Below are 24,409 nucleotides of genomic sequence, written 5' to 3'. Positions count from 1 at the left end.
CAGTATGTTGACATCGATCCAACCCGAGGAGCATTCATGACCACGTCCGGCCCCGACTTCATCTCCTTCCAGGTGCGCGATGTCGACGCATCCGCCGTCTTCTACGAACAGGTCGTCGGGCTCACCCGCGTGCCGGGCAACCCGGCCGCCGCCGTGTTCTCCGCAGGTTCGGGCGCGGCCTTCGCCGTGCGCGGCCCCCTGCCCGGCGTCGACCTCGATGCGATCGCACAGCTCGGCGCCGGCGTGGGCGTCTGGTTCCACGACGGGAACACGGCTGAACGCCATGCCCGGCTGGTCGAGGCGGGGGCCCGCATCGTGCAGGAACCGACCGAGGGTCCGTTCGGGCTGCAGTTCACCTTCCTCGACCCCGACGGCTACGCCGTCACCCTCCACTCCCGCGCCTGAGTCCGCGCCTCGCGTGCGGGATTGATATGGCAGGTTCCAGCAGCCGTGGAGCTGCCATATCGATCCCGCGACGGGCTGCCGGGGTGGGGCGGGGTTAGGGCTCCCAGCGGAGGATGTCTCCGGGCTGGCAGTCGAGTGCGGTGCACAGGGCGTCGAGGGTCGTGAAGCGCACGGCTTTCGCTCGGCCGTTCTTGAGCACGGCGAGGTTGGTGGGGGTGATGCCGATGCGTTCGGCGAGCTCGCCCACGCCGATCTTGCGGCGGGCCATCATCACGTCGATGTCGACGACGACGGGCATCAGATGACCTCGTCGTCGAGCTCTGACCGCAACGCCGTCGCCTCGGCATCACGGGCGATCGCCTGCCGCAGGAGCGCCTTCATCACGACGACCAGCAGCGCCATGCCGGCGAGCACGACGCCGACTCCGCCGATGAGCGCGACCATGCCCGGCGCGGTATCGCCGGGGGCGAGTGCCGCGCCGAGGGCGAGCATCAGAACGGATGCTGCGGCGATCGCGGCGATGATGACATTCACCCAGCGGAACGAGGTGGCGGAGAAGATCGAACCGCGCCGCACCTTCGTCAGCAGCATCCACACGCCGACCGCGAAGAGCTGGAGGGTCGCCACGCCCGCGATCAGGAACGCCACCAGGGCGAGACGGCCGGGGAGCGGGGTGGTGTCGAGGTCGTTCCAGACGACGGATGCCCCCGCGATCTGCACCACGACCGAGCCCGCGAGGGCGATCGCGATGACGACGCGGAGGGCGGTGATGGTGGGTGTGTTCACGGCTCTCGCCTCTCGTCGAGCAACGACAGCAATCTATCGTTAATCGTTCGATCTGTCGATCTCTTCGTTCGCGGAGGGGCAGGGAGTGCCGCGTGCGGGGGTGCGGATACGGCGTGTTGTGACCCCTCGCGGCGAAGGACGACCAGGGAGGGGAGAGCGCGCGGGCTCAGGAGGCGCGAGAGGCGGGGGCGGAAGGGGAGGTCGTGTCGACCTCGGCCCAGAGTGCGTCGAGCGAGAGGTGGAGCACGCCGCAGATCGCCGCGATCGTCGAGAAGGCTGGGGTCGCCACGCGGCCCGACTCGATCTTGCGCAGAGTCTCGGGCGAGACGCCGGCGTCGAGGGCGACGGCGAGCATCGACCGCTCACCGCGGGCCCGGCGCAGCACGGAGCCGAGGCGCTCGCCGCGGGCGACCTCGGCGGGCGTGAGGGGCATCCGAACCATCATGCGCCCATTCTAATCCCGGGATAGTATTACCGGGATAACAATCGGAGACGAACGCGAGACCCCCATGATCGAGATCCTCACGCCCGCCCAGCTCGACCGCGCCCGCGCGACCGGCGCCCTCGTCGGCGGCATCCTGCAATCCCTGCGCGAGCGGGTGTCGGTCGGCACGAACCTGCTCGACATCGACCGCTGGGCGCAGGCCATGATCGTCGAGGCGGGGGCCGAGTCCTGCTACGTCGACTACGCCCCCTCGTTCGGACGCGGGCCCTTCGGTCACTACATCTGCACCGCCGTGAACGACGCCGTGCTGCACGGAATGCCGCACGACTACACGCTCCGCGACGGCGACCTCCTCACCCTCGATCTCGCCGTCTCGCTGCAGGGCATCGCGGCGGATGCGGCCATCAGCTTCGTGGTGGGTGAGGCGCAGGCATCCGATCTCGCACTCATCGACGTCACCGAGCGCGCGCTCGCCGCCGGCATCGCCGCCGCACGACCGGGCGGCCGGATCGGCGACATCTCGCGGGCGATCGGCACCGTGCTCAAGGCCGACGGATACCCGGTCAACCTCGAGTTCGGCGGCCACGGGATCGGGTCGACCATGCATCAGGATCCGCACGTCGCGAACGACGGACGCCCCGGTCGCGGCTACATCCTCCGCCCCGGCCTGCTGCTCGCGCTCGAGCCCTGGGTCATGGCCGACACCGATCGCCTCGTGACGGATGCAGACGGCTGGACGCTGCGCAGCGCCACCGGTGCCCGCACCGCCCACACCGAGCACACGGTCGCGATCACCGAGACAGGGGCGGAGATCCTCACCCTCCCGCCGGCTGCCTGAGGCTCGCTCCCGTCGAGGACTGCGGCGCTGACCAGAACTCAGGACCGAGTCCCCCGCTCGGGCGAACCGGGCGCGGCGGGCCGGCTGAATGCGCCCGGTCGTCCTGAGTTGGTGCTGCTGGCGTGCGCGGCCCGGCGCGCCGCACCGAGGTGATCAGGTCGATCGGTCCGCCGGGGGTGCGCCCGGATCGTCGTCACCGGGGGCGGCATCATCGTCGCCCTCGTCGTCGTCCGAGCCTTTCGCGTCGAACGCGACGCCCAGGGCGATGCCGATCGAGATGCCGAATCCCATGCCCAGCGCGAGGTTGTCGAAGACGAGCATCCCGAACAGCGCCCCGAAGGCGATGCCGAGGCTGATGCCGATGGCCAGGCCGTTCTGCGATCTCTTCGGGGACTTCTTCGGCTGATCCGTCATGCTCTCGACGCTACGCATCGCCCTTCTCGGTCCGCATCCCCCGCGCGACGGACCCCGCAGAACTCACACCCCATGCCCAGGTGAACGATATATCGTTGACTATCGTTCACCACCCTCGAGGAGGCATCATGAGCAACGCATTCCCCTTCGGCCCCGGCGGCTTCGGCGGTTTCGGATCCAACGGCGACGGCAACGGCGGCCCCGGCCGCAACGACCGCGCCGACAACCCCTTCGGCTCCCTCTTCGGCCCCAACGGTCTGGGCGGAGCGAACGGCCCCGCCGGCGCCCTCTTCGACGCATTCGACCAGCTGCGCAAGTCGTTCGAGCAGCGTCCGTCCGGCGGCTCGCGCATGGCTCGCGGCGATGTGCGTCAGGCGGTTCTCTCGCTTCTCGCCGAGCGCCCCATGCACGGCTACCAGATCATCAACGAGATCGCCGAGCGCTCGGGCGGCACCTGGAAGCCGAGTGCCGGATCGGTGTACCCCACCCTTCAGCTGCTCGCCGACGAGGGCCTGATCGAGGCAGACGAGCAGAACGGCCGCAAGACCTACTCGCTCACCGAGGCGGGTCGCGCCGTCGTCGCCGAGACCACGGGCACCCCCGCGCCGTGGGTCGCCAGCGACGGTGAGGGCAAGCGCAACGACCCCCGGTTCCATGCGCTGCCGAAGGCGGGTCTCGACCTGGCCGCGGCCGCCGCGCAGGTCGGTCGCAGCGGCTCGCCCGAGCAGGTGCAGGCCGCCATCGACATCCTCGACGACGCCCGCCGTAGGCTGTACAAGATCCTCGCGCAGGACTGACGCGCCGAGGATGCCGCGCCCCGTGACGCCCGTCTCGCGGGCGAGTGCTCCCGACGACGGCGGAGGATTCACACGATGACGGATGCCCCGGCGCTGAGCGCCCATCGCGCCCGGTACCGACGCATCCTGTCGTTCGCCTCGCGGGAGTTCGCCAAGATCTGGTGGTTCGAGCTGGTGCTGCCGCGCTTCGGGCTGCGCGGCATCGCCGACCGCACCCGCACCGCGCGTATGCAGCGCTTCGCTCGGCGGTTCCACGTGCTGGCTGTCGAGCTCGGCGGTCTCATGATCAAGGTCGGCCAGTTCATGTCGTCGCGCCTCGACGTGCTGCCGCCCGAGGTCACCGACGAGCTGGCCGGTCTGCAGGACGAGGTGCCCGCCGTCGCGTTCCCCGAGATCAGGAAGCTCGCCGAGGCCGAACTCGGGGTGCCGCTGTCGCAGGCGTTCGCGTGGGTCGACGAGACACCGCTCGCCGCGGCATCCCTCGGACAGGCGCATCGTGCGCGGCTCTCGCCGCAGGACGCGCAGACGACGGGGCTCGACACTGTCGTGCTCAAGGTGCAGCGCCCCGGTATCGACGGCATCGTCGCGACCGATCTCGCCGCCCTGCGCCGGGTCGGCCGGTGGCTGACCCGCGTGCGCATCGTGGCGGACCGGGTGGATGCGCCGGCCCTCGTCGAGGAGTTCGCGGTCACGAGCCTCGAAGAGATCGACTACCTGCACGAAGCGGCATCCGCCGAGCGCTTCCGCGACGCGTTCGCCGACGACCCGCGGGTCGACGCCCCCGAGATCGTCTGGGAGCGCTCGACGCGTCGGGTGCTCACGCTCTCTGATGTCACGGCGATCAAGATCAGCGACACCGACGCGCTGCGCGCCGCGGGCATCGATCCGGGGCGGGTCGCCGACCTGTTCGCCGAGACGATGTTCGACCAGGTGTTCACGCACGGTTTCGTGCACGCCGATCCGCACCCCGGCAACATGTTCGTCACCCCGCGGGCCGAAGGGGCGGATCCCGGTGACCCGCCGTGGCGCCTGACCTTCATCGACTTCGGCATGATGACCGAGGTGCCCGCCAACCTGCGCGCGGGGCTGCGCACGCTGCTCATCGCGGTGACCGCTCGCGACAGTCGCGGCCTCGTCGCCGCGGCGAAGGAGATCGGCGTGCTGCTGCCGTCGGCCGACACGACCGAACTCGAACGCGCGCTGTCGAGTCTGTTCGGGCGGTTCGGGGGCATGGGGTTCGCCGAGCTCGCCAAGGTCGACCCCCGCGAGTTCCAGGACTTCGCGAACGAGTTCGGCGACATGGTGCGACGGCTCCCGCTGCAGCTGCCGGAGCAGTTGCTGCTGCTGATCCGCGCGGTCTCGCTCACGTCGGGCATGTGCAGCGCCCTCGACCCCGACTTCAACGTGTGGGATGCCGCCGAGCCGTACGCGCAGCGGCTGATCCGCGAGGAGGGCGGCAACCTCGCCCAGGACTTCGCGCAGCAGGCGATGGGCAACATGCAGGTCGCCTGGCGCCTGCCGGCCCGCATCGACCACATCATCACGCGCGTCGACGACGGCAACGTCACGTTCGACACCTCGCGCCTCGAGCGGCGCATCGATCGACTCGAAGGACTCGCTCGCCGGATCGGCTCCGGCGTGCTGTTCGCCGCGATGCTCGTCGGCGGCGCGCTGCTCGTCGAACCCGTTCCCGGTCTCGGCTTCACCCTGCTGTGGGTGTCGGTGCTGCCCCTCCTGCACGCGGTGTTCGGCGGTCTGTTCCGCCGCTAGCCGCCGTGCGGCCTGCGCGCGCGAAATGCAGGCGGCGCGACCGTTTGCAGGCGGGATCGGGCGACGGATGCCTGCACGTCGCCATGGTGCCTGCATGGATACCCGTGCCGAATGCAGGCGGCGCGGGCTGTTGCAGGCGGGATCGGGCGACGGATGCCTGCACGTCGCGGTGATGCCTGCATGGATACCCGTGCAGAATGCAGGCGGCGCGACCGTTTGCAGGCGGGATCGGGTGACGGATGCCTGCACGTCGCCGTGATGCCTGCATCCGACACGTCGTTCTCGCACAGTGCCGACACCGCGGAGCGCCCGTCGCCCGCCGGGGCGCAGGTCAACCCCGATATGCCGGAGAACCCGCCGTGGGAGAATCGATTCCCATGGAGACACCCGAGCAGAAGCCTCCCCGTCGCGTCGAGGGAGCCGCACCGCGGCCCACCGATCACCCCGTGGCACCCGTGGAGGGACGCGTCCCGACCGGAACGACGCCGACCCGCGGCACCGGAACGACGCCCACCCGCGGCACCGGAACGACGCCCATCCCCGGCACCGGCACCACTCCGACCGCGGGGACCGGCGCGATTCGCACGACCGACACCGGGCGCGTCCCGACGAAGGCCGGCGAGACGGCGCGCAAGCTCGTGCGCGACATCTCCGCCGTGCCGCCGCGCAGCGTGCATCCGGCCCTCGTGCCCGGTGTCGCCGTCGAGGAGACGGGGCGCACCTACCGCACCGACCCCCTCGTGTTCGGCGTCGCCGTCGCGGCGACCATCGCCTTCATCGCCTGGGGCGTGTTCGCCGGCGACAACCTCGCCGGCACGGCCGAGACGGTGCTGGCCTGGGTCGTGGAGTACTTCGGCTTCTTCTTCACCACGATCGCCACGGTGATCCTCGTCTTCATGCTCTTCGTCGGCTTCAGTCGCTACGGGCGCATCCCGCTCGGTCGCGACGACGAAGAGCCCGAGTTCTCGATGTTCTCGTGGATCTCGATGCTCTTCGCCGCGGGAATGGGCATCGGCCTCGTGTTCTGGGGGGCCGCCGAGCCGCTCACGTTCTTCGAGAGCCCGCCGCCCGGCACCGTCGAGGCGAACACGCTCGAGGCGATGCACACGGCGCAGACGCAGGTGCTCTACCACTGGGGTCCGCAGGCGTGGGCCTTCTACGCCCTGGTCGGCGGGGCCATCGCGTACGGCGCGTATCGCCGAGGCCGCACCCCGCTGATCTCGTCGATTTTCGCCCCGCTTCTTGGCGAGGGCCGCACGACCGGACCCCTCGGCCGCACCATCGACATCTTCTCGATCATCGTGACCCTGTTCGGCACGGCCGCGTCGCTGGGCCTGGGCGCCCTGCAGATCGGGCACGGCGTCGAGATCGTCACGGGCGCGGGCCCGCTCGGCAACGGCATCCTCATCGGCGTCATCGCGGTGCTGACCGCCTGCTTCATCGCCTCGGCGGTGTCGGGGGTCTCGAAGGGCATCCAGGCGCTGTCGAATATCAATGCGGTCGCCGCGCTCGTGCTCGCGTTCTTCGTGTTCTTCGTCGGTCCGACGCTGCTGATCCTGAACGTCATCCCGTCGGTCGCCGTGCAGTTCCTCGGCGACCTGCCCACGATGATCGGTCGTTCGGCGTCGCAGGGCGACGAAGCGCAGATGTTCCTCTCCAGCTGGACCATCTTCTACTGGGCGTGGTGGATCTCGTGGTCGCCCTTCGTCGGCATGTTCATCGCGAAGATCTCGCGCGGCCGCACGCTGCGCCAGTTCGTCTCGGTCGTCATCGTGGTGCCCGCCGCGATCTCGCTCGTGTGGTTCGCGATCTTCGGCACCACCGCCATCAGCCAGCAGATGGACGGCGCGGGCCTCACGGTCGATCCGCCCGAGGAGGTGCTGTTCGGCGTGCTCGCCAACCTGCCGCTGCCGCTCGTCACGAGCATCCTGCTCATCCTGCTGATCGCGATCTTCTTCATCACAGGTGCCGATTCGGCGTCGCTGGTGATGGGCACGCTGTCGCAGCAGGGCCGCCCCGATCCGTCACGATGGGTGTCGATCGTGTGGGGCGCGCTGGTGGGCGTCATCGCGGCGGTGCTGCTGGTCAGCGGTGCAGAGGGCAGCGGCCTGCAGTCGCTGCAGAACGTCACCATCATCGCCGCACTGCCGTTCGCGGTGATCATGGCGTTCATGATGGTCGCGTTCATGATCGACCTGCGCCGCGATCCGCTGATCCTGCGGGAGCGCTACGCCCGGGCGGCGGTGCGGCACAGCGTCATGGCGGGTCTCGAGGAGTACGGCGACGACTTCGCGCTCGTGCCCGTCGAGTACGACCACTCGGGCGACGACCTCGCGTGGATCGACGAGGAGACCGTCGACGACACGCTCGCCGAGGTCTACGTCTCGGCGACCGAGGCGATCGACATCATCCCGCCCGCCGAGGTGGAGGCTGCGGTGGACGGGGCGGCGGAAGCGCCCACGGACACCCCGGAGCGTCCTCGCACCGACTGACCGGTGGCGGGGCGGCGCCGCCTGCCGGGGGCACCGGTCCTGGGATGCGGGGCGCCCGGGCGGCCCGCGCCGTCAGGCGACGACGACGGTCACGCCGGCGGCGCGCAGGCGCTCGAGTTCGTCGGGGTCGGCACTGTCGTCGGTGATGAGCATGGTCACGAGATCGGTCGACGCCATCTGCGCGAGGGCCGCGCGACCGATCTTCGACCCATCTGCGACCACGATCGTGCGACGGGCCTTGACGACCATGGCGTGGTTGGTCCTGGCCTCGGTCTCGTCATGCGTCGTGACGCCCGCTTCAGCCGAGAACCCGTCAGCTCCCAGCACGGCGGTGCCGACGTTGACGGCATTAAAGGTGCCCTCGGCGAGAACGCCGACGAGCTCGAGCGACTGGGGGCGCAGGATGCCGCCGGTCATGACGACGCGCAGACGTGGATGCGGGGCGACGAGCGACGCGATCGACAGCGAGTTGGTGACGATGGTGAGGTCGGCATGGTTCACCAGCTCTCGGGCGACGCCCGCGGTGGTGGTGCCGCCGCTCATCGCGATCGCGTGCCGTTCAGCGGGGATCCGTGCGGCAGCGGCACGCGCGATGCGTCGCTTGGCGTCCTGCGCATGGATATCGCGCAGCGCGACAGGCAGTTCGGCCAGCGAACCCGCAGCCCTCGCGCCGCCGTGCGTGCGGGTGATGAGGCCCTGCGTGGCGAGCACGGTGAGGTCGCGACGCAGCGTCGCTGCCGATGCGTCGAACAAGTCGCCGAGCTCGTTGAGCGACAGTTCGCCGCGTTCGGCGATGGCGTCGAGGATGCCCGCGAGGCGCCGTGAGCGTTTGGGCGAGCCGCCCAGTTCGGCGACGGTACGGGTGCTGTAGGCGGTGGCCATGGGAAGTGAGCATCGCAGATGAGCGAATCACTGTCAATCCGCTCATTTAGTTGCGCGTAATGTGCACTCGTCCACAGAATCGGACCATGCCAGCGATCACCTTCCTCGGAGCGGGCAGCGTCGTCTTCACACGGCAGCTGATCACCGACATCCTCCGTTTCCCTGATCTGCCGACCCTCGACATCGGCCTGCACGATATCGACGAGACGCGGCTCGACGTCGCCCGTCGTACAGTGCTGAACGTCGCCGCGCAGCTGGGCCGCGAGGTGAACGTCTCCGCCTCGCTGGATCGGCGCGCCGTGCTGTCCGGAGCGGACTTCGTGGTGAACATGATCCAGGTCGGCGGCATCAAGGCGACGCGCATCGACCTCGAGCTGCCCGCCGCGCATGGTCTGCGGCAGACCATCGGCGACACCACCGGCGTCGGCGGGGTGTTCCGCGCGCTCCGGACCTTCCCGCAGCTGACGGCCATCGCCCGCGACATGCAGGAGTTGTGCCCCGACGCCTGGTTCCTCAACTACACGAACCCGATGGCGATGAACATCTGGTGGATGTCGCTGGTCGCGCCCGACATCAAGGCGCTCGGCCTCTGCCACAGCGTGTACTGGACCGTGCACGACCTGTGCGACCTCATCGGCGTGCCCATGGACGGCACCCGTTATCGTGCGGCGGGCGTCAACCACCAGGCCTGGCTGACCGAGTGGACGCACCAGGGGGAGGACCTCTATCCGCGACTCCGTGAGCGCATCGCCGCCGACCCTGAACTCGAGCGGCGAGTACGCGTGGAGATGTTCCGTCGCATCGGCTTCTATCCCACCGAGACCAGCGAGCACTCCGCCGAGTATCTGAGCTGGTTCCTGCGGTCCGACGATCAGATCGAACGCTTCCGCATCGAGCCGTTGCAGTACATCGCGATCTCGGAGGAGAACGTCCGCGAGTTCGACGACGCTCGGACGACCTTGGCGGCGGGTGGGGATCTGCCGCTTCACGACGAAGGCGACGCCGCGGAGTACGCGCCGCAGGTCATCCACTCGCTGCTCACCGGCGTGGCGCGCGAGATCCACGTCAACGTGCCCAATCGGGGTTTGATCGACAATCTGCCGCACGGCGCGGTGGTCGAGGTGCCGGCGACGGTCGACGCCGAGGGGGTGCATCCGATCGCATGGGGGTCGGTTCCCCCAGCTGGCGCCGCTCTCAATCGCGCATACCTGTCGGTGGCCGAGCTCGCGGTGCGTGCGGCGCAGGAGGGCGATCCCGAACTGGTGCGTCGCGCTGTGCTCGCCGATCCCAACTCGAGTTCGACGCTCACCCCCGAGCAGATCTGGCGACTGTGCGACGAGCTGACCGCGGCGCATACGGCGCTGCTGCCGGTCGCGCTCGGCGGCTCGCTCGAGACGGTCCGATGACCTGGGCGTCGACGCGCGAGCTCGTCACCGCCGCGACGGCGCGGGGGCGCGCTGTGCCCGCGTTCAACGTCATCACGATCGAGCAGGCCGAGGCGGTCGTGGGTGGGGCGGAGGATGCCGGGGTGGCGGTTCTGATCCAGGTCAGCCAGAACGCGATCGCCTTCCGTTCGGGATTCGCCCCGTTGCTCGCGGCGTGCCGGGAGCTCGCTCGCGCAGCTGCGGTGCCGATCGGCGTGCACGTCGACCACCTCGACGATCAGAGTCTCGCGCTCGACGTCGCCGCGCATGCGGAGGAGCTGGGCGTGGGGTCGTTCATGTTCGACCTCGCGACCCTCCCGTATGACGAGAACGTGGCACTGACCGCGCGGATCGCCGCGGCCGGGCACGCATGCGGCCTCGTCGTGGAGGGCGAGCTGGGCGAGGTGGGCGGGAAGAACGGGGCGCATGCCCCGGGCGTGCGCACAGACCCGCAGGAGGCGGCGGCCTTCACCGCCGACACGGGGGTGGACCTGTTGGCGGTCGCCGTGGGGAGCAGCCATGCCATGACCGAACGCGCCGCGGTGCTCGATCTCGATCTGATCGCGCGTCTGGCCGCCGCGGTGCCTGTGCCCCTCGTGCTCCACGGCAGCTCCGGTGTGCCGGACGGGCTGCTGGCGGATGCCGTGGGCGCAGGCATCCGCAAGGTCAACGTCGGTACCGTGCTCGGCGTGGTCGGAACGGGCCGGCTGCGCAGCGAGCTTGCGGAGCGGCCTGAGGCCGTGGATCCGCGTTCCTACCTCCGCGGGATGCGGGAAGCGACGCGCGCGGAGGTCGCGCGGCTCGCGGCCGTTGTCGGCTGACTGCTTCGCCCGCCGCCACGCTGGTGCGCCGACGGCCCGCTGCGGGGAACCGCTCCCGGTCAGATACCGAGTACCCGCCGCGCATTGTCGCGGTACAGCGCCGGAAGGCGCGCCGGGTCGAGGTGCGCGGCTGATACGGACCAGCGGCCCTGCGGGGGGATCGGCTCGCCCGGCGCGTACTCGAAGCCTTCGTCGGCGCTCTCGAGGAACCGGTAGTGCAGGCGGTACTGCGCGTCGGTGAGGGGATAGATGTCGGTGCCGAAGAGTACGCGGTCGGGATGGTTCTCGACGAGGCGGCCGAACCGCCGCGGCTGCCGACCCAGCTCGGCCATCCGCCCGGCGATGTCGACGTGGTAGCGCGGGGCGGCATCCATGAGCGCCGAGACGCGATCGAGGTCCTCGGCGGCGCAACCGACGTGCGCGCCGATGATGTCGGTGCCCGGCGCGGCGAGCACGAGACGGGCGTGCGCGTCGAGCAGGGAGTCGAAGGCGGGGTAGCGGGCACGGTCGCCGAACCACCAGTCCTCGGCCTGGCGGAGTTCGTCGAGTCGCTCGTTGTGCGCGTCGAGCGGATCGAAGAACGCGATCGGATCGGCGGTGTGGATGAGCACGGGCAGCCCGAGTTCGCCGGCCCTGTGCACGACGGCGATCACCCGGGGGTCGTCGGGCGCGACGAGCGCGCCGGACTCGTCGCGCTGCTCGAGGCCGAGGTTCTTCCAGATCTTCACCCCGCGGGCGCCCCGGCGGGCACTGTCATCGAGCTGGTGCAGCAGAGCCTCGCCGCCGTCGGGCTCTGCGAGCAGGGACCAGTCGAGCTGGCAGAAGGTGAAGAATCGCCCGGGGTGGGCCCTGTCGTAGCGGTCGAGGTTGGCATCGAGCTCGTCTCCCCACATGCCGTCGAGGTTGACGATGGCTTCGACGTGTCGAGCATCCATGAGGTCGAGCAGTCCGCCGAGATCGTCGATCATCCAGCCCCCGTCGTCGGAGAGCCACCGGCCCAGATGATTGTGGATATCGATGCACGGGACGAGCGGATGCGGGACGTCGGTCACCGTCGCACGGAGGCGACTCCGGGGCGTCCAGGCATGAAGGGGAAGGTCGTGGATCGGGTTCACGGGTCCAGGTTCGGGGATGACTGTCGCGAGGGCAACGAGGTGATCAACCGTAATGAGCGATTCGCGCAACTTTCTTTACAAACGATCATCTTTGGGCAGTATGGCTCCATACCGAGGTGAACCCGATCGCACCCTGACCAGGAGGACGCCATGACCTTCCGCCGCACTATCCGCACCGCATCCGCTCTGGCGGCGACCGGCGCCCTCTTCGCCCTCGCGGGCTGCGCCTCGGCGCAGGGGGCGACGGAGCTGGATCCGGACGCCGACGTGACGATCACGTGGTGGACGGGCCAGAGCGACGAGGCCCAGAACATCCTCGAGGGGCTCGCAGCGGAGTTCGAAGAACTGCACCCGAACGTCACCATCGAGATCTCTCCCGGCGCGTCATCGACCGAGGATCTGCTGCAGAAGCTGTCGGCCGGATTCGCCGGCAACAGCTACCCGAACATCTCCTACGCGTTCGGCGCCTGGGCGAGCGAGCTCGAGTCGTCGCAGCGCACGCTCGACATCACCGAGCAGGTCGCCGACCCCGAGGTCGGCTGGGACGAGTTCTCCGAGGCCGCACGCGCCACGGTCCAGCCCACCGGCGAGGCCATCATCGGCTTCCCCGCGCTCGTCGACAACATCTCGCTCTTCTACAACAAGACCGTCTTCGATGCGGCCGGTGTGGAGTACCCCACGGAGGACTGGACCTGGGACGATTTCCGCGCCGCGGCGAAGGAACTGACCGATCCGTCGACCGAGACCTACGGGTACGCGTACTCCGTCTCCGGCTCGGAGGAGACCACGTGGCAGTTCTGGCCCCACCTGTGGCAGGGCGGCGGCGAGATCCTCGACGACGACGGCACCGCGGCCTTCGCCGGGGAAGAGGGCGTGCAGGCACTGGAGTTCCTGCGGGGCATGGCCGTCGACGACAAGAGCGTCTACCTCGACCAGACCGACACGAAGTTCGCGCAGCTCTTCGCCTCCGACCGCATCGGCATGATGACATCCGGGCCGTGGCAGCTGTCCGACCTGCAGAAGGCCGGCACCCAGTACGGCGTGACCGTGCTGCCCGGCACCGACGGTGACCACCAGACCGTCTCGGGGCCCGACATCTGGGCGCTGTTCGATACGCAGGACGCGAACGAGAACTATTGGTCCGTCGAGCTCATGAAGTGGCTGACCGCGAGCGAACAGGACGTTCGCTGGAACGTCGCCTACGGCAACCTCCCGTTGCGTGAGAGCGAGGTCGAGTCTGCGGAGTTCCAGCAGCAGGCCGCGGCTCTGCCCGGGCTCGAGGTGATGGCCGACAACAACGCCAACGCGCAGAATGCACGACCCACCGTGGCCGGTTACGTCGGCTTGTCGGAGGCGGTCGGGGCAGCGATCTCGCGGGTCCTGCAGGGACAGGGTTCCCCCGAGGAAGAACTCGCGGACGCCGCCGAGAGCGCCGACCGCGCGCTCGCCGATTGAGCCGGCGCCGCGGCGGATCCGCCGGCGCCGAGCAGAGCAACGATCGCGGATCGCCCGCGCACACGAGGAGAGTCATGAGCATCACCGCAGAAGAGATCGACAGCCAGCCCGCCATGTGGCGGAGGGCGTGGCAGAACCGCCGAGACGCCGCGCGCGTGCTCACCCGCAAGGGCGAGCGCATGCTGGTCATCGGATGCGGCACCTCGGCGTTCGTCGCCGAATCGTTCGCCCTGCTCCGCGAGGCGGCCGGCTTCGGCGAGACGGATGCCGCGTACGCGTCGGAGCCGCGCACCTGGCGCCCCTACGATGTCGTGCTCGCCATCACCCGTTCCGGCACGACGACGGAGATCATCGATGCGCTTTCGTCGCTTCCCGACGGTGTGCACAAGATCGTCGTCACCGGCGTCGCCGGGTCGCCGTGCGCGGAACTCGCCGACGATGTACTCGTGCTCGACTTCGCCGACGAGGCATCCGTCGTGCAGACACGGTTCCCGACCACCTTCCTCTACCTCGCCCGCGCGGCCTTCGGCGAAGACATCGAGGACCTTCCCGCTCGGCTGGAGAACGCGCTCGCCGAGCCGTCGACCCTGCCGACCCATATCGACCACATCGTCTACCTCGGCCGGGGCTGGACCTACGGACTCGCCCAGGAGGCGGCGCTCAAGATCCGCGAGGCCGCGCAGGCCTGGGCGGAGTCGTACCCGATCCTCGACTACCGGCACGGACCGCTCGCGGTCGCCCACCATGGTTCACTGGTGTGGTTCGTCGGCGTCCGAGACGACGGACTCGCGGGTGACATCGAACGGACGGGGGCCACCGTCGTGCAGGGCACGGCGGATCCGCTCATCGAGCTCGCCCTCGCGCAGCGTCTCGCTGTGCGGGTGGCCGAGCAGCGTGGGCTGAACCCCGACCAGCCCCGTCACCTGACGAGGTCGATCGTCCTGTCCTGAACCGGTCGACCTGCCTGAGGAGCAACGATGACGATGACCATCAGCCGGAAGCCTGCAGAGGCGCCGAGCGCCCCCGTCGAGGAGCCGGCGCCGCGAGGTCGGCGCCCGCGCGGACGCTGGCGTCAGGACCTCACCGGATGGGGTTTCGTGGCCCCGGCGATGGTCATCATCCTCGGGCTGTCGATCTTCCCCGCGGCATGGGCGCTGCTGCTCTCGCTGCAGAAATGGAACGGCTTCGCCGAACCGGAGTTCGTGGGCGGAGGCAACTACTCCCAGCTCATGAGCGACGAGCAGTTCTGGGAGGCGGTGACGCACACGGGCGGGTACGTGGTGCTGTTCGTGCCGGCATCCGTGCTGCTCGGCCTGTTCCTCGCGGTGGCGTTGAACCGCGACATCCGGTTCATCGGCCTCTATCGCACGGCGATCTTCGTGCCGTTCGTCGCGTCGGCGGCCGCCACCGGCATCCTGGCGAGCTACCTCTTCAGCCCGCAGTACGGGTTGGCCAACAACGTCCTGCGCGGGGTCGGGCTCCCGGCGCAGGGGTGGTTGGAGGATCCGAGTCAGGCGATGGTGGTCATCGCGATCATGTCGCTCTGGGGGCAGGCGGCATTCACGACGGTCATCTACCTCGCCGCGCTGCAGGACGTGCCGAACGAACTGCTCGAAGCCGCGCGCATCGACGGCGCCAACCGGTGGCAGACGTTCTGGCGGGTCGTATGGCCGGAGCTCGGGCCGGTCACCGTCTTCGTCACGATCTGGCAGACGATCGGGGCGCTGCAGTTGTTCGACCTCGTCTACACGACCACACGGGGCGGCCCCCTGGACGCGACGAAGACGATCGTCTACTTCCTCTGGGAGAAGGCGTTCAAGACACTCGAGTTCGGGTACGGGTCGGCCGCCGCCTACTTACTGTTCGTCGTCACCCTCCTCATCACGATCGGCATGGTCCTCTACTCCCGCAGTCGCAAGATGGAGGCGTTCTGATGTCACTCGACACATACACCCTCACCACGGGCAAGCCCGCCAAGCCACGCATCGCCCGTCGGCACCGCGTGAGCGGATGGCACCTCGTGCTCGCGCCCATCGCGCTGCTGTTCGTGATGCCGTTCGCGCAGATGGTGCTCGCCTCGCTGTCGCCCGGCGCCGAGCTGGTGAAGTTCCCGCCGCCGTTCGTGCCGTCGCGGCTCACCCTCGACGGCTTCGTCGCGCTCTTCACCACGACCGACATCCTCCTCTGGCTGATGAACAGCACGATCGTCTCGGTGATCGCCATCGCCGCCCACGTCATCCTGTGCTCGCTGGCGGGCTACGGCTTCGCGCGGCTCCGATTCCGCGGGCGCAACGTCGGGTTCTTCATGATCGTGGCGACGATCATGATCCCCACCCAGCTGCTGATGATCCCGACCTACGTGATGTTCTCTCGCCTCGGCGTCATCAACACGCTCGCGGCCGCCTTCGTGCCGTGGCTGGCTTCCGCGTTCGGGATCTTCCTCATGCGGCAGTTCTTCCTCTCGATCCCCGCCGAGATCGAGGAGGCCGCGGCGCTCGACGGCGCCAACCGCCTGCAGACCTTCCTGCGGGTGGTGCTCCCCCTCGCCAAGCCGGCGATCGCGACGCTCGCGATCTTCACGCTGCTCAGTTCGTGGAACGACCTCATCTGGCCCCTCATCGCGATCAACGACGACAGCATCCTCACGGTGCAGCTGGGGATCGCGAACTTCCAGAGCTCGCGGCGCACGCAGTGGGAACTGCTGATGGCGGGCAACGTGATCGCGGTCGCGCCCCTGGTGCTCTTCTTCCTCTTCGCGCAGAAGCAGTTCGTGCAGACGATGACGATGTCGGGGCTCAAGGGATGAGGCGCGCACCACGGATCCTCGTCGCCGGCGACGCGAACCTCGACCTCGTCCTCCGGGGCGACGTCGTGCCGCGGTTCGGTCAGGTCGAGCAGCTGCTCGACGCGGCCGACCTCGTGCTGGGCTCGAGCGCCGGCATCTGCGCCGCGGGACTCGCCCGTCTCGGCGTCGAGACCGCCCTCGTCGCCCGAGTGGGCGACGACGTCTTCGGCAGGCGCTTCCGTGAACTGGTCGCGCAGGCCGGGGTCGGCATCGATGCGGTGCATACGGTCGACGAGCCGACGGGTGTCTCGATCATCCTGTCCGCTGCCGACGACCGAGCGATCCTCACGCTGCCGGGAGCGCTCGCCGGAGTGGGGCGCGCGGAGGTGCAGGATGCCGCGGAGCGGGCCACGCACGTGCATTTCGCGTCGTACTTCCTCGTGCCCCACCTGGCACGTGAGCTGCCCGCGCTGCTCATCGCGCTGCGCTCACGGGGAGTGACGACGAGCCTCGACACGAACTGGGATCCCGCCGACCGATGGGAGGGCGTCGCCGAGTGCCTACCGCTGGTCGACGTGCTTCTGCCGAACGCCAACGAGGCGATGGCCCTCGCCGCGACGGTCGGTGTCGCAGCGGACGACGTCGAGACGGCGGCGCGTGCGCTCGGTGCACAGGGACCGCTCGTAGTCGTGAAGGACGGGGCGGCGGGCGGTCTGGCGGTGGACGGCGACCGCATCAGCCGCGCCCCTGGGCTGCCACTCGAGGTGATCGACACGACCGGTGCCGGAGACAGCTTCGACGCCGGCTTCCTGGCGGCCTGGACCGGAGGCGCCGAGCTCGACGTCGCGCTGAGATGGGCGGCGGTGGCGGGGTCCCTGTCGACCCGCGGTGCGGGTGGAACGGGCGGTCAGGCGACCCGCGCCGAGATCGAGGAGCACGCGTGATCACGTGTCTCGGCCTGTCGCCGGCCCTCGACCTCACCTACGGCGTCGACGCCGTCGCGGTCGGGGAGATCCATCGTCCGGCGTGGAGGGTCGCCCTGCCGGGAGGCAAGTCTCTCAACGTGGCGCGGGCGTTGCGCACGCTGGGCGCTGCGGTGCACGCGATCGCGCCGCTCGGGGGATCCACCGGGCAGCGGGTACTGGCCGAGCTGCTCGCCGACGGCGTGTCGGTCGATGCGATCCCCGCGGCGACGGAGACGCGGACCTGCATCAGTGTCGCCGACGCCGATGGCCGCATGACCGAGTTCTACGAGCAGGCGCCGACTCTCTCTGCGGACGAATGGCGGGGTGTGCGCCGGGCGGTGTCGCTGGTCGACGACGGCTGGCTCGCCGTCTCGGGGTCTGTCCCCGACACTCTCGTCGAGGGGCTCGCGGAGGAGCTCGCAGCTGCGTCGGCTCGCGGCGTGAGCCTCGCCCTCGATCTGCGCGGCCGCGCCCTGGACGCTGCACTCTCCGCGACCTCGCCCGACCTGGTGAAGGTGAATCGGGTCGAGGCGGAGGAGCTCGTCGGAGGCCGCGACACGACGGAGTCCGCGCTCAGATTGCGCGATCGCGGGGCGGCGATCGCGGTCGTCACCGACGGGGCCGCGGGCAGCGTGGGGATCGACGAATCCGGCGTCTGGGCCGTCGAGCCGGTGCGCGCCTCGCACTTCTCCGTGGGCGCGGGAGACTCGTTCCTCGCGGGCCTGTTGGAGGGGACGCAGCGCGCATTGCCGTTCCCGGAGGCTCTCGCGCGCGCCTCAGCCGTGGCCGCGGCCAACACCCTCAGACCCGGTGCCGCCGTCTTCGATCCCGCCGACATCGACGGGTAGCGGCAGCGGGCCGGGCGAGACTACTCCCCGGCGCTCTCCGCCGCGCCGGTGATGCGCGCCGCCATGCCCGCGAAGATCGCTCCGTGGAACGGCAGCACCGCGAACCAATACAGGCGTCCGCTCAGACCCCGGGGGAAGAACACGGCCCGCTGCTCGTACAGGGCGCCGTCGCCGCGCGGCAGCGCGCGCAGCTCGAGCCATGCAGAGCCGGGCACCTTCATCTCGGCGCGCAGTCGCAGCAGCCCGCCGCTCGCCGCCGAGGCATCGGTCTCGCGCCCCGGCTCTTCGACGGCCTCGACGCGCCAGAAGTCGATCGCGTCTCCGACCCGCGCTTCGGTGCGGCTGCGTCGTCCGCGCCGCAGCCCGACGCCGCCGACGAGGCGGTCCATCCAGCCGCGCACGGCCCACAGGAAGGGCGACGAGTACCAGCCGTTGGTGCCTCCGATGCCCTCGATCACGCGCCACAGCCGGTCGACGGATGCCTTCGTCTCGAGTGTGCGCGCATCGGTGAACACGGTCTTGCCGGCCCAGTCGGGGTCGCTGGGCAGCGGGTCGCTCGGGGCTCCCGAGACCTCGGCATCCTGCCAGCTCGTCTCGATCGTGTCGGCGTTCGACCGGCCGATGGCGAGGGCGACGGCCTGCCGGTACGGCATCAGACCGCCCTCTGGTCGGGGGATGAGGTCGTCTATGTCGCGGTTCTTGACGATGCACTCGTTCTGCAGCGAGGCGACGAGGGGCCGGGCGATCGAACGCGGCACCGGGGTGACGAGGTTGACCCAGTGCGAGGCGAGTCCCGGCGTGAGCACGGGCAGCGAGGCGATGGCTCGTTGGGGGAGACCGGCTTCGAGCGCGTACCCGTTCATCATCTGCCCGTAGCGCAGCACGTCGGGCCCGCCGATGTCGACAGCCCGGTTGATGCTCGGGTCGAGGCGGGCGGCGCCGAGCAGGTAGTGCAGCACGTCGCGGATCGCGATGGGTTGGATGCGGTTGCGCACCCACTTCGGCGCGGGCATGTACGGCAGCACCTCGGTGAGGTGGCGGATCATCTCGAACGACGCCGAGCCGGAGCCGATCACGACTCCCGCCTGCAGCACGAGCGTGGGCACGCCGGATTCGAGGAACACCTCGCCGACCCGCACGCGCGAGCGCAGGTGCGGGGAGAGCTGCACGTCGTCGGGATGCAGTCCGCCGAGGTACACGATGCGGCGCACGCCGGCGGCGGCCGCGGCATCCGCGACGGTCTGCGCCGCGCGCTCGTCCGCTTCTTCGAAGCCCTTGCCGGCCGACATCGAGTGGATGAGGTAGTAGACCACGTCGACGTCGCGCACGGCCTCGGCCACGGCATCGGCGTCGTCGGCCGATCCCTCGACGATCTCGCAGTCGGGCCCCCAGGGGAAGGATGCCGCGCGCGCGGCGTCGCGGGCGAGCACGCGCACCCGGTAGCCGGCGTTGAGCAGGCGCGGGGTGAGGCGTCCGCCGATGTAGCCGGTCGCGCCGAGGACGAGCGCGACGGGCGCGGAGCCGTCGGCGCGGGGGACGGCGCGGAGCTCGTCTTCGCGCCCGGTCGGTTGGGTCAGCTCGGTCATGGCACGAGGGTATGCCGAATCGGTCGATATCTCACTAGGCTGGCTTTTCACTAGTCAACCTAGTAATCTTTCCCGCAAGGAGATGATCGACATGACCTGGACCGCGGAAGCACCCCGCACCGCCACCGTCCGTGACGCGCTTCGCCCTGCGGTCCGCAGCGCCCTCCGCCCGGCCACCCCCACCGCCCGCGCGGAGTCGGCCGCAGCCTCGACTTCTGCGCCCGCTGCCTTCCCGCACACCGGCGCCGCCCCGATCGACCTCACCCCGGTCTCGGCCCGCGCCGCCGTTGGACGGTATACCGGTCTCTCGCGAAGCCGCCCGGCCCGGCCCGCCCCCTTCTGGCGCAGCGCCGGGATCGTCGGCCTCGTCGCCCTCATCGCGGCCGCCGCGACCCCGATCATCGCGCAGATCCTCACCGTCTCGGGATGACGACACCCACGACGGGCATCGACCACCGATAAGAAAGGAGACCCCCATGGGACTCGACGACAAGATCAAGAACGCTGCAGAAGACATCGCCGGTAAGGCGAAGGAGGCCGCCGGCAAGGTGACCGGCAACGAGCGCCTCGAGGCCGAGGGCAAGGCCGACCAGGCCAAGTCCGACGTCAAGCAGGCCGGCGAGAACGTGAAGGACGCCTTCAAGAACTAAGGCGCAGAACGTGATCGGGGAGACGGTGGGAACACCGTCTCCCCGACGTCTGTCCGGGTGTATACCGGGAGACACGGCGCCGCGAGGCGCGGGAAGTGAGAACACCATGTCCGACCCCACCCCGATCGAGTCGTTCTGGCAGCGCCTTCTGCGACGCTTCCGTCCGGCCTCCACCGAGCCGCGGCGACTCACCGTCGAGGACGTCACGATCGTCGACCGGCCGATGCTGCGACGTGCGGTCGCCGGCACCGTCGTCGGCAACCTCATGGAGTGGTACGACATCGGCGTCTACGGCTACCTCGCCGTGATCATCGGCCGCGCGTTCCTGCCCGACGCGGAGGCCGGGGCGCAGGCGCTCTTCTCGCTCGGAGTGTTCGCCGTGACCTTCGTCGCACGCCCGCTCGGCGGCATCGTGCTCGGCCAGCTCGGCGACCGTCTGGGCCGCCAGCGCGTGCTGGCCTTCACGCTCATCATGATGGCGGCCGCGACGTTCCTCATCGGCGTGCTGCCCGACTACTCGGTGATCGGCGTCTGGGCGCCCATCCTGCTCATCGTGCTCAAGCTGGCCCAGGGTTTCTCCACGGGCGGCGAGTACGCGGGTGCCACCACCTTCATCACCGAGTACGCCCCCGACCGGCGCCGCGGGTTCTACGCCTCGCTCCTCGATCTCGGTTCGTACATGGGTTTCGCGATCGGTGCCGCCTTCGTCTCGATCCTGCAGCTCACGCTCTCGGCCGAGGTGATGCAGGGCTTCGCGTGGCGCATCCCGTTCCTCGTGGCATTGCCGCTCGGACTGATCGCCATCTACTTCCGCCTCAAGATCGAAGACACCCCCGCGTTCCAAGAGGCGCAGGATGCGGCGGCGCGCGCGGCTGACGAGGCCCAGGAGGCGGCGGATGCCCCGAAGGGCGTGATCGCCCTCATCCGCGCGTACTGGCGCGAGCTGCTGACCGCATTCGTGCTCGTCGCCGCCGCGAACACGGTCGGCTACGCCCTCACCTCGTACATGCCGACCTACCTCACGGGCACGCTCGGGTACGACGAGGTGCACGGCACACTGCTCACGCTGCCGGTGCTGGTCGCGATGGCCCTGTGCATTCCGCTCACCGGGCGGCTCTCCGACCGCATCGGACGCAAGAAGGTGCTGTTCATCGGCTCGGTGTCGGCGATCGTGCTCTCGGTGCCCGCGTTCCTGTTCATGATGCACGGGGCGATATGGTCGACCCTGCTCGGACTCGTGCTGCTGGCGTTCCCCGTCACCTTCTACGTCGCGAACCTCGCGTCTTCTCTGCCCGCTCTCTTCCCCACGTCGTCGCGGTACGGCGGCATGGGCATCTCGTACAACCTCGCGGTGGCGCTGTTCGCGGGCACCGCGCCCTTCGTCATGGAAGCGCTCGTGCAGCTCACCGGCTCGTCGCTCGCGCCGGCGTTCTACGTGATCGGGACCTCGATCGCCGGATTCGTGGCCATCATCGTGCTGAAGGAGTCGGCCCGCCGTCCGCTGCCGGGGGCGATGCCCAGCGTGCAGACCGAGGAGGAGGCGATCCTGCTCGTCGAGACGCAGGACGAGAATCCCGACCTCGATCTCGACGAGCTCTTCCCGGAGCGTGTCGACGAGACGGCTGGCGACGGCGAGGGCGAGGCGGCCGCGACCGATCGGGCGTGACGCCGGGCGTCAGTCGTTCGCCGCGCTGTCGTCCTTCGCGCGCTCGCCGTCGGCCGAGTCCTCGAGCGGCGCCGCGGCGTCCGCGCGCGCCTGCTCGGCGTCCTTCGCGTCCTCGACGGCCTGCTCGTGGTCGCGGATGACCTCGCGCAGCTCCTGATCGAGGTCGGCGGCCTCCTCGACCGCCGAGGTCATGCCGGCGAGGAAGCGGGTCACGATCGCGCGTTCCTTGTCGGTCATCTCGTCGACGAGCGCGAGCATCCGCCGGTGCATGGCGCCGAGCGTCTCGCGCACCTCGTCGTCGCTGCTCACGGTCGGCACGACGATGCCGGCGCGGCGGTCGGTCGGATGCGCCTCGCGGCGCACGTGACCGCCCTTCTCGAGGCGGTCGATCAGGGTCGTCGTCGACGCCGTCGAGATGCTCAGCGTGCGGGCGATGTCGATCGAGCGCACGATGCGGCCGGCCTTCTGCTCGCGCAGCAGGAAGCGCAGAGCGAGGAGGTCGGTCTCGTTCATGCCCATCGACGAGCGGGTGCGAGCGCGCATCGCCGTCTCGGCGGCGCGATAGCGGCGCAGCAGGTTGAGCACGTCGACCGTGCTCGCCGATTCGGAATCCGGATACCAGTACCCGGAACGGCTGAATTCCTCGGAGTCGCTCATCAGGCCACCTCGTCGTCGTCGTCGGCTGCTCCGCCGGAGGATGCGTCCGGCACTTCGCGTTCGAGCATCTCGACCGTGCCGTCTTCGACCTCGACCGGCACGATGCGGAGGATGCCTCCGGTGATCGCGTCGTTCTCGGCGGCGACGACCTGCTCCAGGCGCCAGTGGGGCACATGCGGGAAGCGCGTGCGCAGACGATCAATGAGGTCGGTGTACAGGATGTACCCGCCCTCGTCGAGGGAGCGTCGGTCCGCCATGAGATCCTTTCCGGCTGCGGTATTCCATCCTCTCACTTCGGACGGATTGTCAAGGTCATTGGGAGATGTCTAGACGGCCTGTTTACATGGCCATCTTGTAAGATGGTGACGTCAGGGGGTGACGAGTAATGGTGAATGAGATGACGACGACCACATCGGTGCTCGTCGCCTGTGTCGACGACCTGCGCCGAGTGGACGCGCAGCTCGCGCGTCGGCAGGCGGCCAAGAGGGCACCCAACGACACCGATCGGGTGGCGCTGCGCTTCATCGCCGATGCGCCGTCCGACGCTCCGGTCACCCCGGGTGACCTCGCCGGGCACCTCGGCGTGAGCACCGCCGCAGTGACGAGCATCATCCGCCGCCTCGGTGACCGCGGGCAGATTCTCGTCGCCCCGCATCCGCAGGATGCCCGGTCGAAGGTGCTCCGCCCCTCGCTGCGCGACATCCAGGCGCCGACCGATGAGCTCACGCGCCGCGTCGAGGCGCTCGCCGAGGAGTTCACTCCCGAGCAGACCGAGGCGGTGGCGCGTTTCCTGCGCCGTCTGACGGAAGAGATCGCCGAGCTGGTCTAGCACCGGTGACCGCAATGCCCCCTCGGAGAAGGGGGCGTTCGTGATGTTCACCGTCCGTTCTGGACTCGGTTGAAATATCGGAATGGCAATTAGCTAGGTAACCTAGTAATGTAAATCCCAGGCAACTTCTCGACCAGGAGGAGAGATCATGGGACACCTCACTTACGGCAACACCGACGCTCCGATCGCCGTGGATGACGCACTGCTCGTCCATCTGCGAGCCGTCACCGTCACGAAACTGCGGAGGAACGAATCCTTCGCCCTGACCATCCCCACGCGCGACGGCTCCGTCCAGACGCTGTGGATCCACGCATCCATCCCGCTGCGCTTCGCCTTCGACGACGAGCAGCACCTGCACCGCCCCCTGCTGGCGAAGATGATGGAGTCGGCCAACTCGGCCAACGGCCTCGACCTGACCCGCGAGGACTTCGCGGCGTCGCTGGAGGGCGCCCGCAACCTGCAGGCGGTGCCGGCGTGACCGTCGCCCCGCGGCGATCCCGCGTCTCGTCCTCCCGTGTGTTCGCGGGACCCCGGCCGCTCTGGGCCGAGGTCGACCCCGGGTTCCACGTCGGCAACGACCGGCGCCAGTTCCTCGGCTCCGTGAAGGGCACCGTCACCGAGGGCTTCACGGCCTTCGGCCCGGCATCCGACTTCATCGGTCGCTTCGACGACCTCGACGCCGCCAAGGCGGCCGTCGTGATGGCGGCGCGCGCCGGGTCCGCCCCGGCGCCGCGTACGCTCGCGCGCTGATCCGCACGCGCTCGTCCCGGCGCGCATGA

General features: G+C 69.6%; 28 protein-coding genes. 19 read left to right on the top strand and 9 right to left on the bottom strand.

Going from position 1 to position 24,409, the window contains the following annotated elements:
• The first annotated feature begins 36 nt into the window (after positions 1–36).
• Positions 37–405 (top strand): VOC family protein, encoded by a 369-nt coding sequence (locus AC3A3J_RS00735; protein ID WP_487670439.1) that lies wholly within the window; start codon positions 37–39, stop codon positions 403–405.
• 94 nt (positions 406–499) lie between these two features.
• Here the strand turns inward: AC3A3J_RS00735 and AC3A3J_RS00730 are convergent, their stop codons facing one another.
• The 3 genes from AC3A3J_RS00730 to AC3A3J_RS00720 all read right to left on the bottom strand — a co-directional run bounded on the left by AC3A3J_RS00730 (position 500) and on the right by AC3A3J_RS00720 (position 1,633).
• Positions 500–703 carry a helix-turn-helix domain-containing protein gene (locus AC3A3J_RS00730; protein WP_314648809.1) on the bottom strand — a complete coding sequence of 68 codons (204 nt, stop codon included), beginning with the start codon at positions 701–703 and terminating at the stop codon, positions 500–502.
• Entirely contained in the window at positions 703–1,191 is a 489-nt protein-coding gene (locus AC3A3J_RS00725) for a DUF2975 domain-containing protein (RefSeq protein WP_487670438.1), read from the bottom strand. Before AC3A3J_RS00725 ends, AC3A3J_RS00730 begins: the two co-directional genes overlap by 1 nt.
• Before the next feature lie 166 nt (positions 1,192–1,357).
• On the bottom strand, positions 1,358–1,633 hold the full coding sequence (locus tag AC3A3J_RS00720) for a helix-turn-helix domain-containing protein (RefSeq protein ID WP_487670473.1): 276 nt from the start codon (positions 1,631–1,633) through the stop codon (positions 1,358–1,360).
• Between the two features lie 67 nt (positions 1,634–1,700).
• Between AC3A3J_RS00720 and map the strand changes: the two genes are divergently transcribed.
• Complete coding sequence (gene map, locus AC3A3J_RS00715) at positions 1,701–2,474, top strand: type I methionyl aminopeptidase (RefSeq protein WP_487670437.1); 774 nt, start codon at positions 1,701–1,703, stop codon at positions 2,472–2,474.
• Between the two features lie 153 nt (positions 2,475–2,627).
• On the opposite strand, the gene AC3A3J_RS00710 is transcribed toward map, so the two are convergent.
• Positions 2,628–2,888 carry a glycine zipper domain-containing protein gene (locus tag AC3A3J_RS00710; RefSeq protein WP_487670436.1) on the bottom strand — a complete coding sequence of 87 codons (261 nt, stop codon included), beginning with the start codon at positions 2,886–2,888 and terminating at the stop codon, positions 2,628–2,630.
• A 128-nt stretch (positions 2,889–3,016) separates the two neighbouring features.
• Between AC3A3J_RS00710 and AC3A3J_RS00705 the strand changes: the two genes are divergently transcribed.
• The 3 genes from AC3A3J_RS00705 (at position 3,017) to AC3A3J_RS00695 (ending at position 7,947) form a co-directional block, all read left to right on the top strand.
• On the top strand, positions 3,017–3,685 hold the full coding sequence (locus AC3A3J_RS00705; RefSeq protein WP_487670435.1) for a PadR family transcriptional regulator: 669 nt from the start codon (positions 3,017–3,019) through the stop codon (positions 3,683–3,685).
• A gap of 75 nt (positions 3,686–3,760) precedes the next feature.
• A complete protein-coding gene (locus AC3A3J_RS00700; RefSeq protein ID WP_487670434.1) occupies positions 3,761–5,455 on the top strand; it encodes an ABC1 kinase family protein in 1,695 nt (564 codons plus the stop codon).
• A gap of 377 nt (positions 5,456–5,832) precedes the next feature.
• Positions 5,833–7,947 carry a BCCT family transporter gene (locus tag AC3A3J_RS00695; RefSeq protein WP_487670433.1) on the top strand — a complete coding sequence of 705 codons (2,115 nt, stop codon included), beginning with the start codon at positions 5,833–5,835 and terminating at the stop codon, positions 7,945–7,947.
• A 72-nt stretch (positions 7,948–8,019) separates the two neighbouring features.
• Here the strand turns inward: AC3A3J_RS00695 and AC3A3J_RS00690 are convergent, their stop codons facing one another.
• Positions 8,020–8,829 carry a DeoR/GlpR family DNA-binding transcription regulator gene (locus tag AC3A3J_RS00690; RefSeq protein WP_487670432.1) on the bottom strand — a complete coding sequence of 270 codons (810 nt, stop codon included), beginning with the start codon at positions 8,827–8,829 and terminating at the stop codon, positions 8,020–8,022.
• Positions 8,830–8,915: 86 nt separating this feature from the next.
• On the opposite strand from AC3A3J_RS00690, the gene melA reads away from it, so the two are divergent.
• Entirely contained in the window at positions 8,916–10,235 is a 1,320-nt protein-coding gene (gene melA / locus AC3A3J_RS00685; protein ID WP_487670431.1) for an alpha-galactosidase, read from the top strand.
• Positions 10,232–11,074 (top strand): class II fructose-bisphosphate aldolase, encoded by an 843-nt coding sequence (locus tag AC3A3J_RS00680; protein ID WP_487670430.1) that lies wholly within the window; start codon positions 10,232–10,234, stop codon positions 11,072–11,074. The genes melA and AC3A3J_RS00680 overlap by 4 nt, the downstream gene beginning before the upstream one ends.
• 59 nt (positions 11,075–11,133) lie before the next feature.
• On the opposite strand, the gene AC3A3J_RS00675 is transcribed toward AC3A3J_RS00680, so the two are convergent.
• Complete coding sequence (locus tag AC3A3J_RS00675) at positions 11,134–12,126, bottom strand: amidohydrolase family protein (RefSeq protein ID WP_487670429.1); 993 nt, start codon at positions 12,124–12,126, stop codon at positions 11,134–11,136.
• A gap of 213 nt (positions 12,127–12,339) precedes the next feature.
• Between AC3A3J_RS00675 and AC3A3J_RS00670 the strand changes: the two genes are divergently transcribed.
• From AC3A3J_RS00670 to AC3A3J_RS00645, 6 genes are all read left to right on the top strand, one after another.
• Positions 12,340–13,644 carry an extracellular solute-binding protein gene (locus AC3A3J_RS00670; protein ID WP_487670428.1) on the top strand — a complete coding sequence of 435 codons (1,305 nt, stop codon included), beginning with the start codon at positions 12,340–12,342 and terminating at the stop codon, positions 13,642–13,644.
• A gap of 74 nt (positions 13,645–13,718) precedes the next feature.
• Positions 13,719–14,594, top strand: a complete 876-nt coding sequence (locus AC3A3J_RS00665) for an SIS domain-containing protein (RefSeq protein ID WP_487670427.1) — start codon at positions 13,719–13,721, stop codon at positions 14,592–14,594.
• Positions 14,595–14,621: 27 nt separating this feature from the next.
• Positions 14,622–15,578, top strand: coding sequence for a carbohydrate ABC transporter permease (locus AC3A3J_RS00660; RefSeq protein ID WP_487670426.1), 957 nt, complete (start codon positions 14,622–14,624; stop codon positions 15,576–15,578).
• Positions 15,578–16,450: a carbohydrate ABC transporter permease gene (locus AC3A3J_RS00655; protein ID WP_487670425.1), complete on the top strand. Its 873-nt coding sequence runs from the start codon at positions 15,578–15,580 to the stop codon at positions 16,448–16,450. The genes AC3A3J_RS00660 and AC3A3J_RS00655 overlap by 1 nt, the downstream gene beginning before the upstream one ends.
• Positions 16,447–17,373, top strand: coding sequence for a carbohydrate kinase family protein (locus AC3A3J_RS00650; protein ID WP_487670424.1), 927 nt, complete (start codon positions 16,447–16,449; stop codon positions 17,371–17,373). The genes AC3A3J_RS00655 and AC3A3J_RS00650 overlap by 4 nt, the downstream gene beginning before the upstream one ends.
• On the top strand, positions 17,370–18,242 hold the full coding sequence (locus AC3A3J_RS00645) for a 1-phosphofructokinase family hexose kinase (RefSeq protein WP_487670423.1): 873 nt from the start codon (positions 17,370–17,372) through the stop codon (positions 18,240–18,242). The genes AC3A3J_RS00650 and AC3A3J_RS00645 overlap by 4 nt, the downstream gene beginning before the upstream one ends.
• A gap of 20 nt (positions 18,243–18,262) precedes the next feature.
• Here AC3A3J_RS00645 and AC3A3J_RS00640 read toward each other — a convergent pair whose 3' ends face one another.
• On the bottom strand, positions 18,263–19,828 hold the full coding sequence (locus AC3A3J_RS00640) for an SDR family oxidoreductase (protein ID WP_487670422.1): 1,566 nt from the start codon (positions 19,826–19,828) through the stop codon (positions 18,263–18,265).
• A gap of 91 nt (positions 19,829–19,919) precedes the next feature.
• Here AC3A3J_RS00640 and AC3A3J_RS00635 point away from each other — a divergent pair, with 91 nt between their 5' ends.
• The 3 genes from AC3A3J_RS00635 (at position 19,920) to AC3A3J_RS00625 (ending at position 22,144) form a co-directional block, all read left to right on the top strand.
• Positions 19,920–20,258, top strand: a complete 339-nt coding sequence (locus tag AC3A3J_RS00635; protein WP_487670421.1) for a hypothetical protein — start codon at positions 19,920–19,922, stop codon at positions 20,256–20,258.
• 46 nt (positions 20,259–20,304) lie between these two features.
• A complete protein-coding gene (locus tag AC3A3J_RS00630; protein ID WP_487670420.1) occupies positions 20,305–20,478 on the top strand; it encodes a CsbD family protein in 174 nt (57 codons plus the stop codon).
• Between the two features lie 106 nt (positions 20,479–20,584).
• Positions 20,585–22,144, top strand: coding sequence for an MFS transporter (locus AC3A3J_RS00625; RefSeq protein ID WP_487670419.1), 1,560 nt, complete (start codon positions 20,585–20,587; stop codon positions 22,142–22,144).
• A 9-nt stretch (positions 22,145–22,153) separates the two neighbouring features.
• Here the strand turns inward: AC3A3J_RS00625 and AC3A3J_RS00620 are convergent, their stop codons facing one another.
• On the bottom strand, positions 22,154–22,801 hold the full coding sequence (locus tag AC3A3J_RS00620; protein WP_487670418.1) for a MarR family winged helix-turn-helix transcriptional regulator: 648 nt from the start codon (positions 22,799–22,801) through the stop codon (positions 22,154–22,156).
• Positions 22,801–23,058: a hypothetical protein gene (locus tag AC3A3J_RS00615; protein WP_487670417.1), complete on the bottom strand. Its 258-nt coding sequence runs from the start codon at positions 23,056–23,058 to the stop codon at positions 22,801–22,803. The genes AC3A3J_RS00620 and AC3A3J_RS00615 overlap by 1 nt, the downstream gene beginning before the upstream one ends.
• 140 nt (positions 23,059–23,198) lie before the next feature.
• Between AC3A3J_RS00615 and AC3A3J_RS00610 the strand changes: the two genes are divergently transcribed.
• From AC3A3J_RS00610 to AC3A3J_RS00600, 3 genes are all read left to right on the top strand, one after another.
• A complete protein-coding gene (locus tag AC3A3J_RS00610; RefSeq protein ID WP_487670416.1) occupies positions 23,199–23,630 on the top strand; it encodes a MarR family transcriptional regulator in 432 nt (143 codons plus the stop codon).
• Positions 23,631–23,778: 148 nt separating this feature from the next.
• Positions 23,779–24,108 carry a DUF7882 family protein gene (locus tag AC3A3J_RS00605; RefSeq protein WP_487670415.1) on the top strand — a complete coding sequence of 110 codons (330 nt, stop codon included), beginning with the start codon at positions 23,779–23,781 and terminating at the stop codon, positions 24,106–24,108.
• Positions 24,105–24,380 carry a hypothetical protein gene (locus AC3A3J_RS00600; RefSeq protein WP_487670414.1) on the top strand — a complete coding sequence of 92 codons (276 nt, stop codon included), beginning with the start codon at positions 24,105–24,107 and terminating at the stop codon, positions 24,378–24,380. The genes AC3A3J_RS00605 and AC3A3J_RS00600 overlap by 4 nt, the downstream gene beginning before the upstream one ends.
• Positions 24,381–24,409: the final 29 nt, after the last annotated feature.

This window comes from Microbacterium sp. Soil_N32, assembly GCF_057655505.1.
The sequence above is the reverse complement of the archived record's forward strand: the minus strand, read 5'-3'. Positions and strand labels throughout refer to the sequence as shown.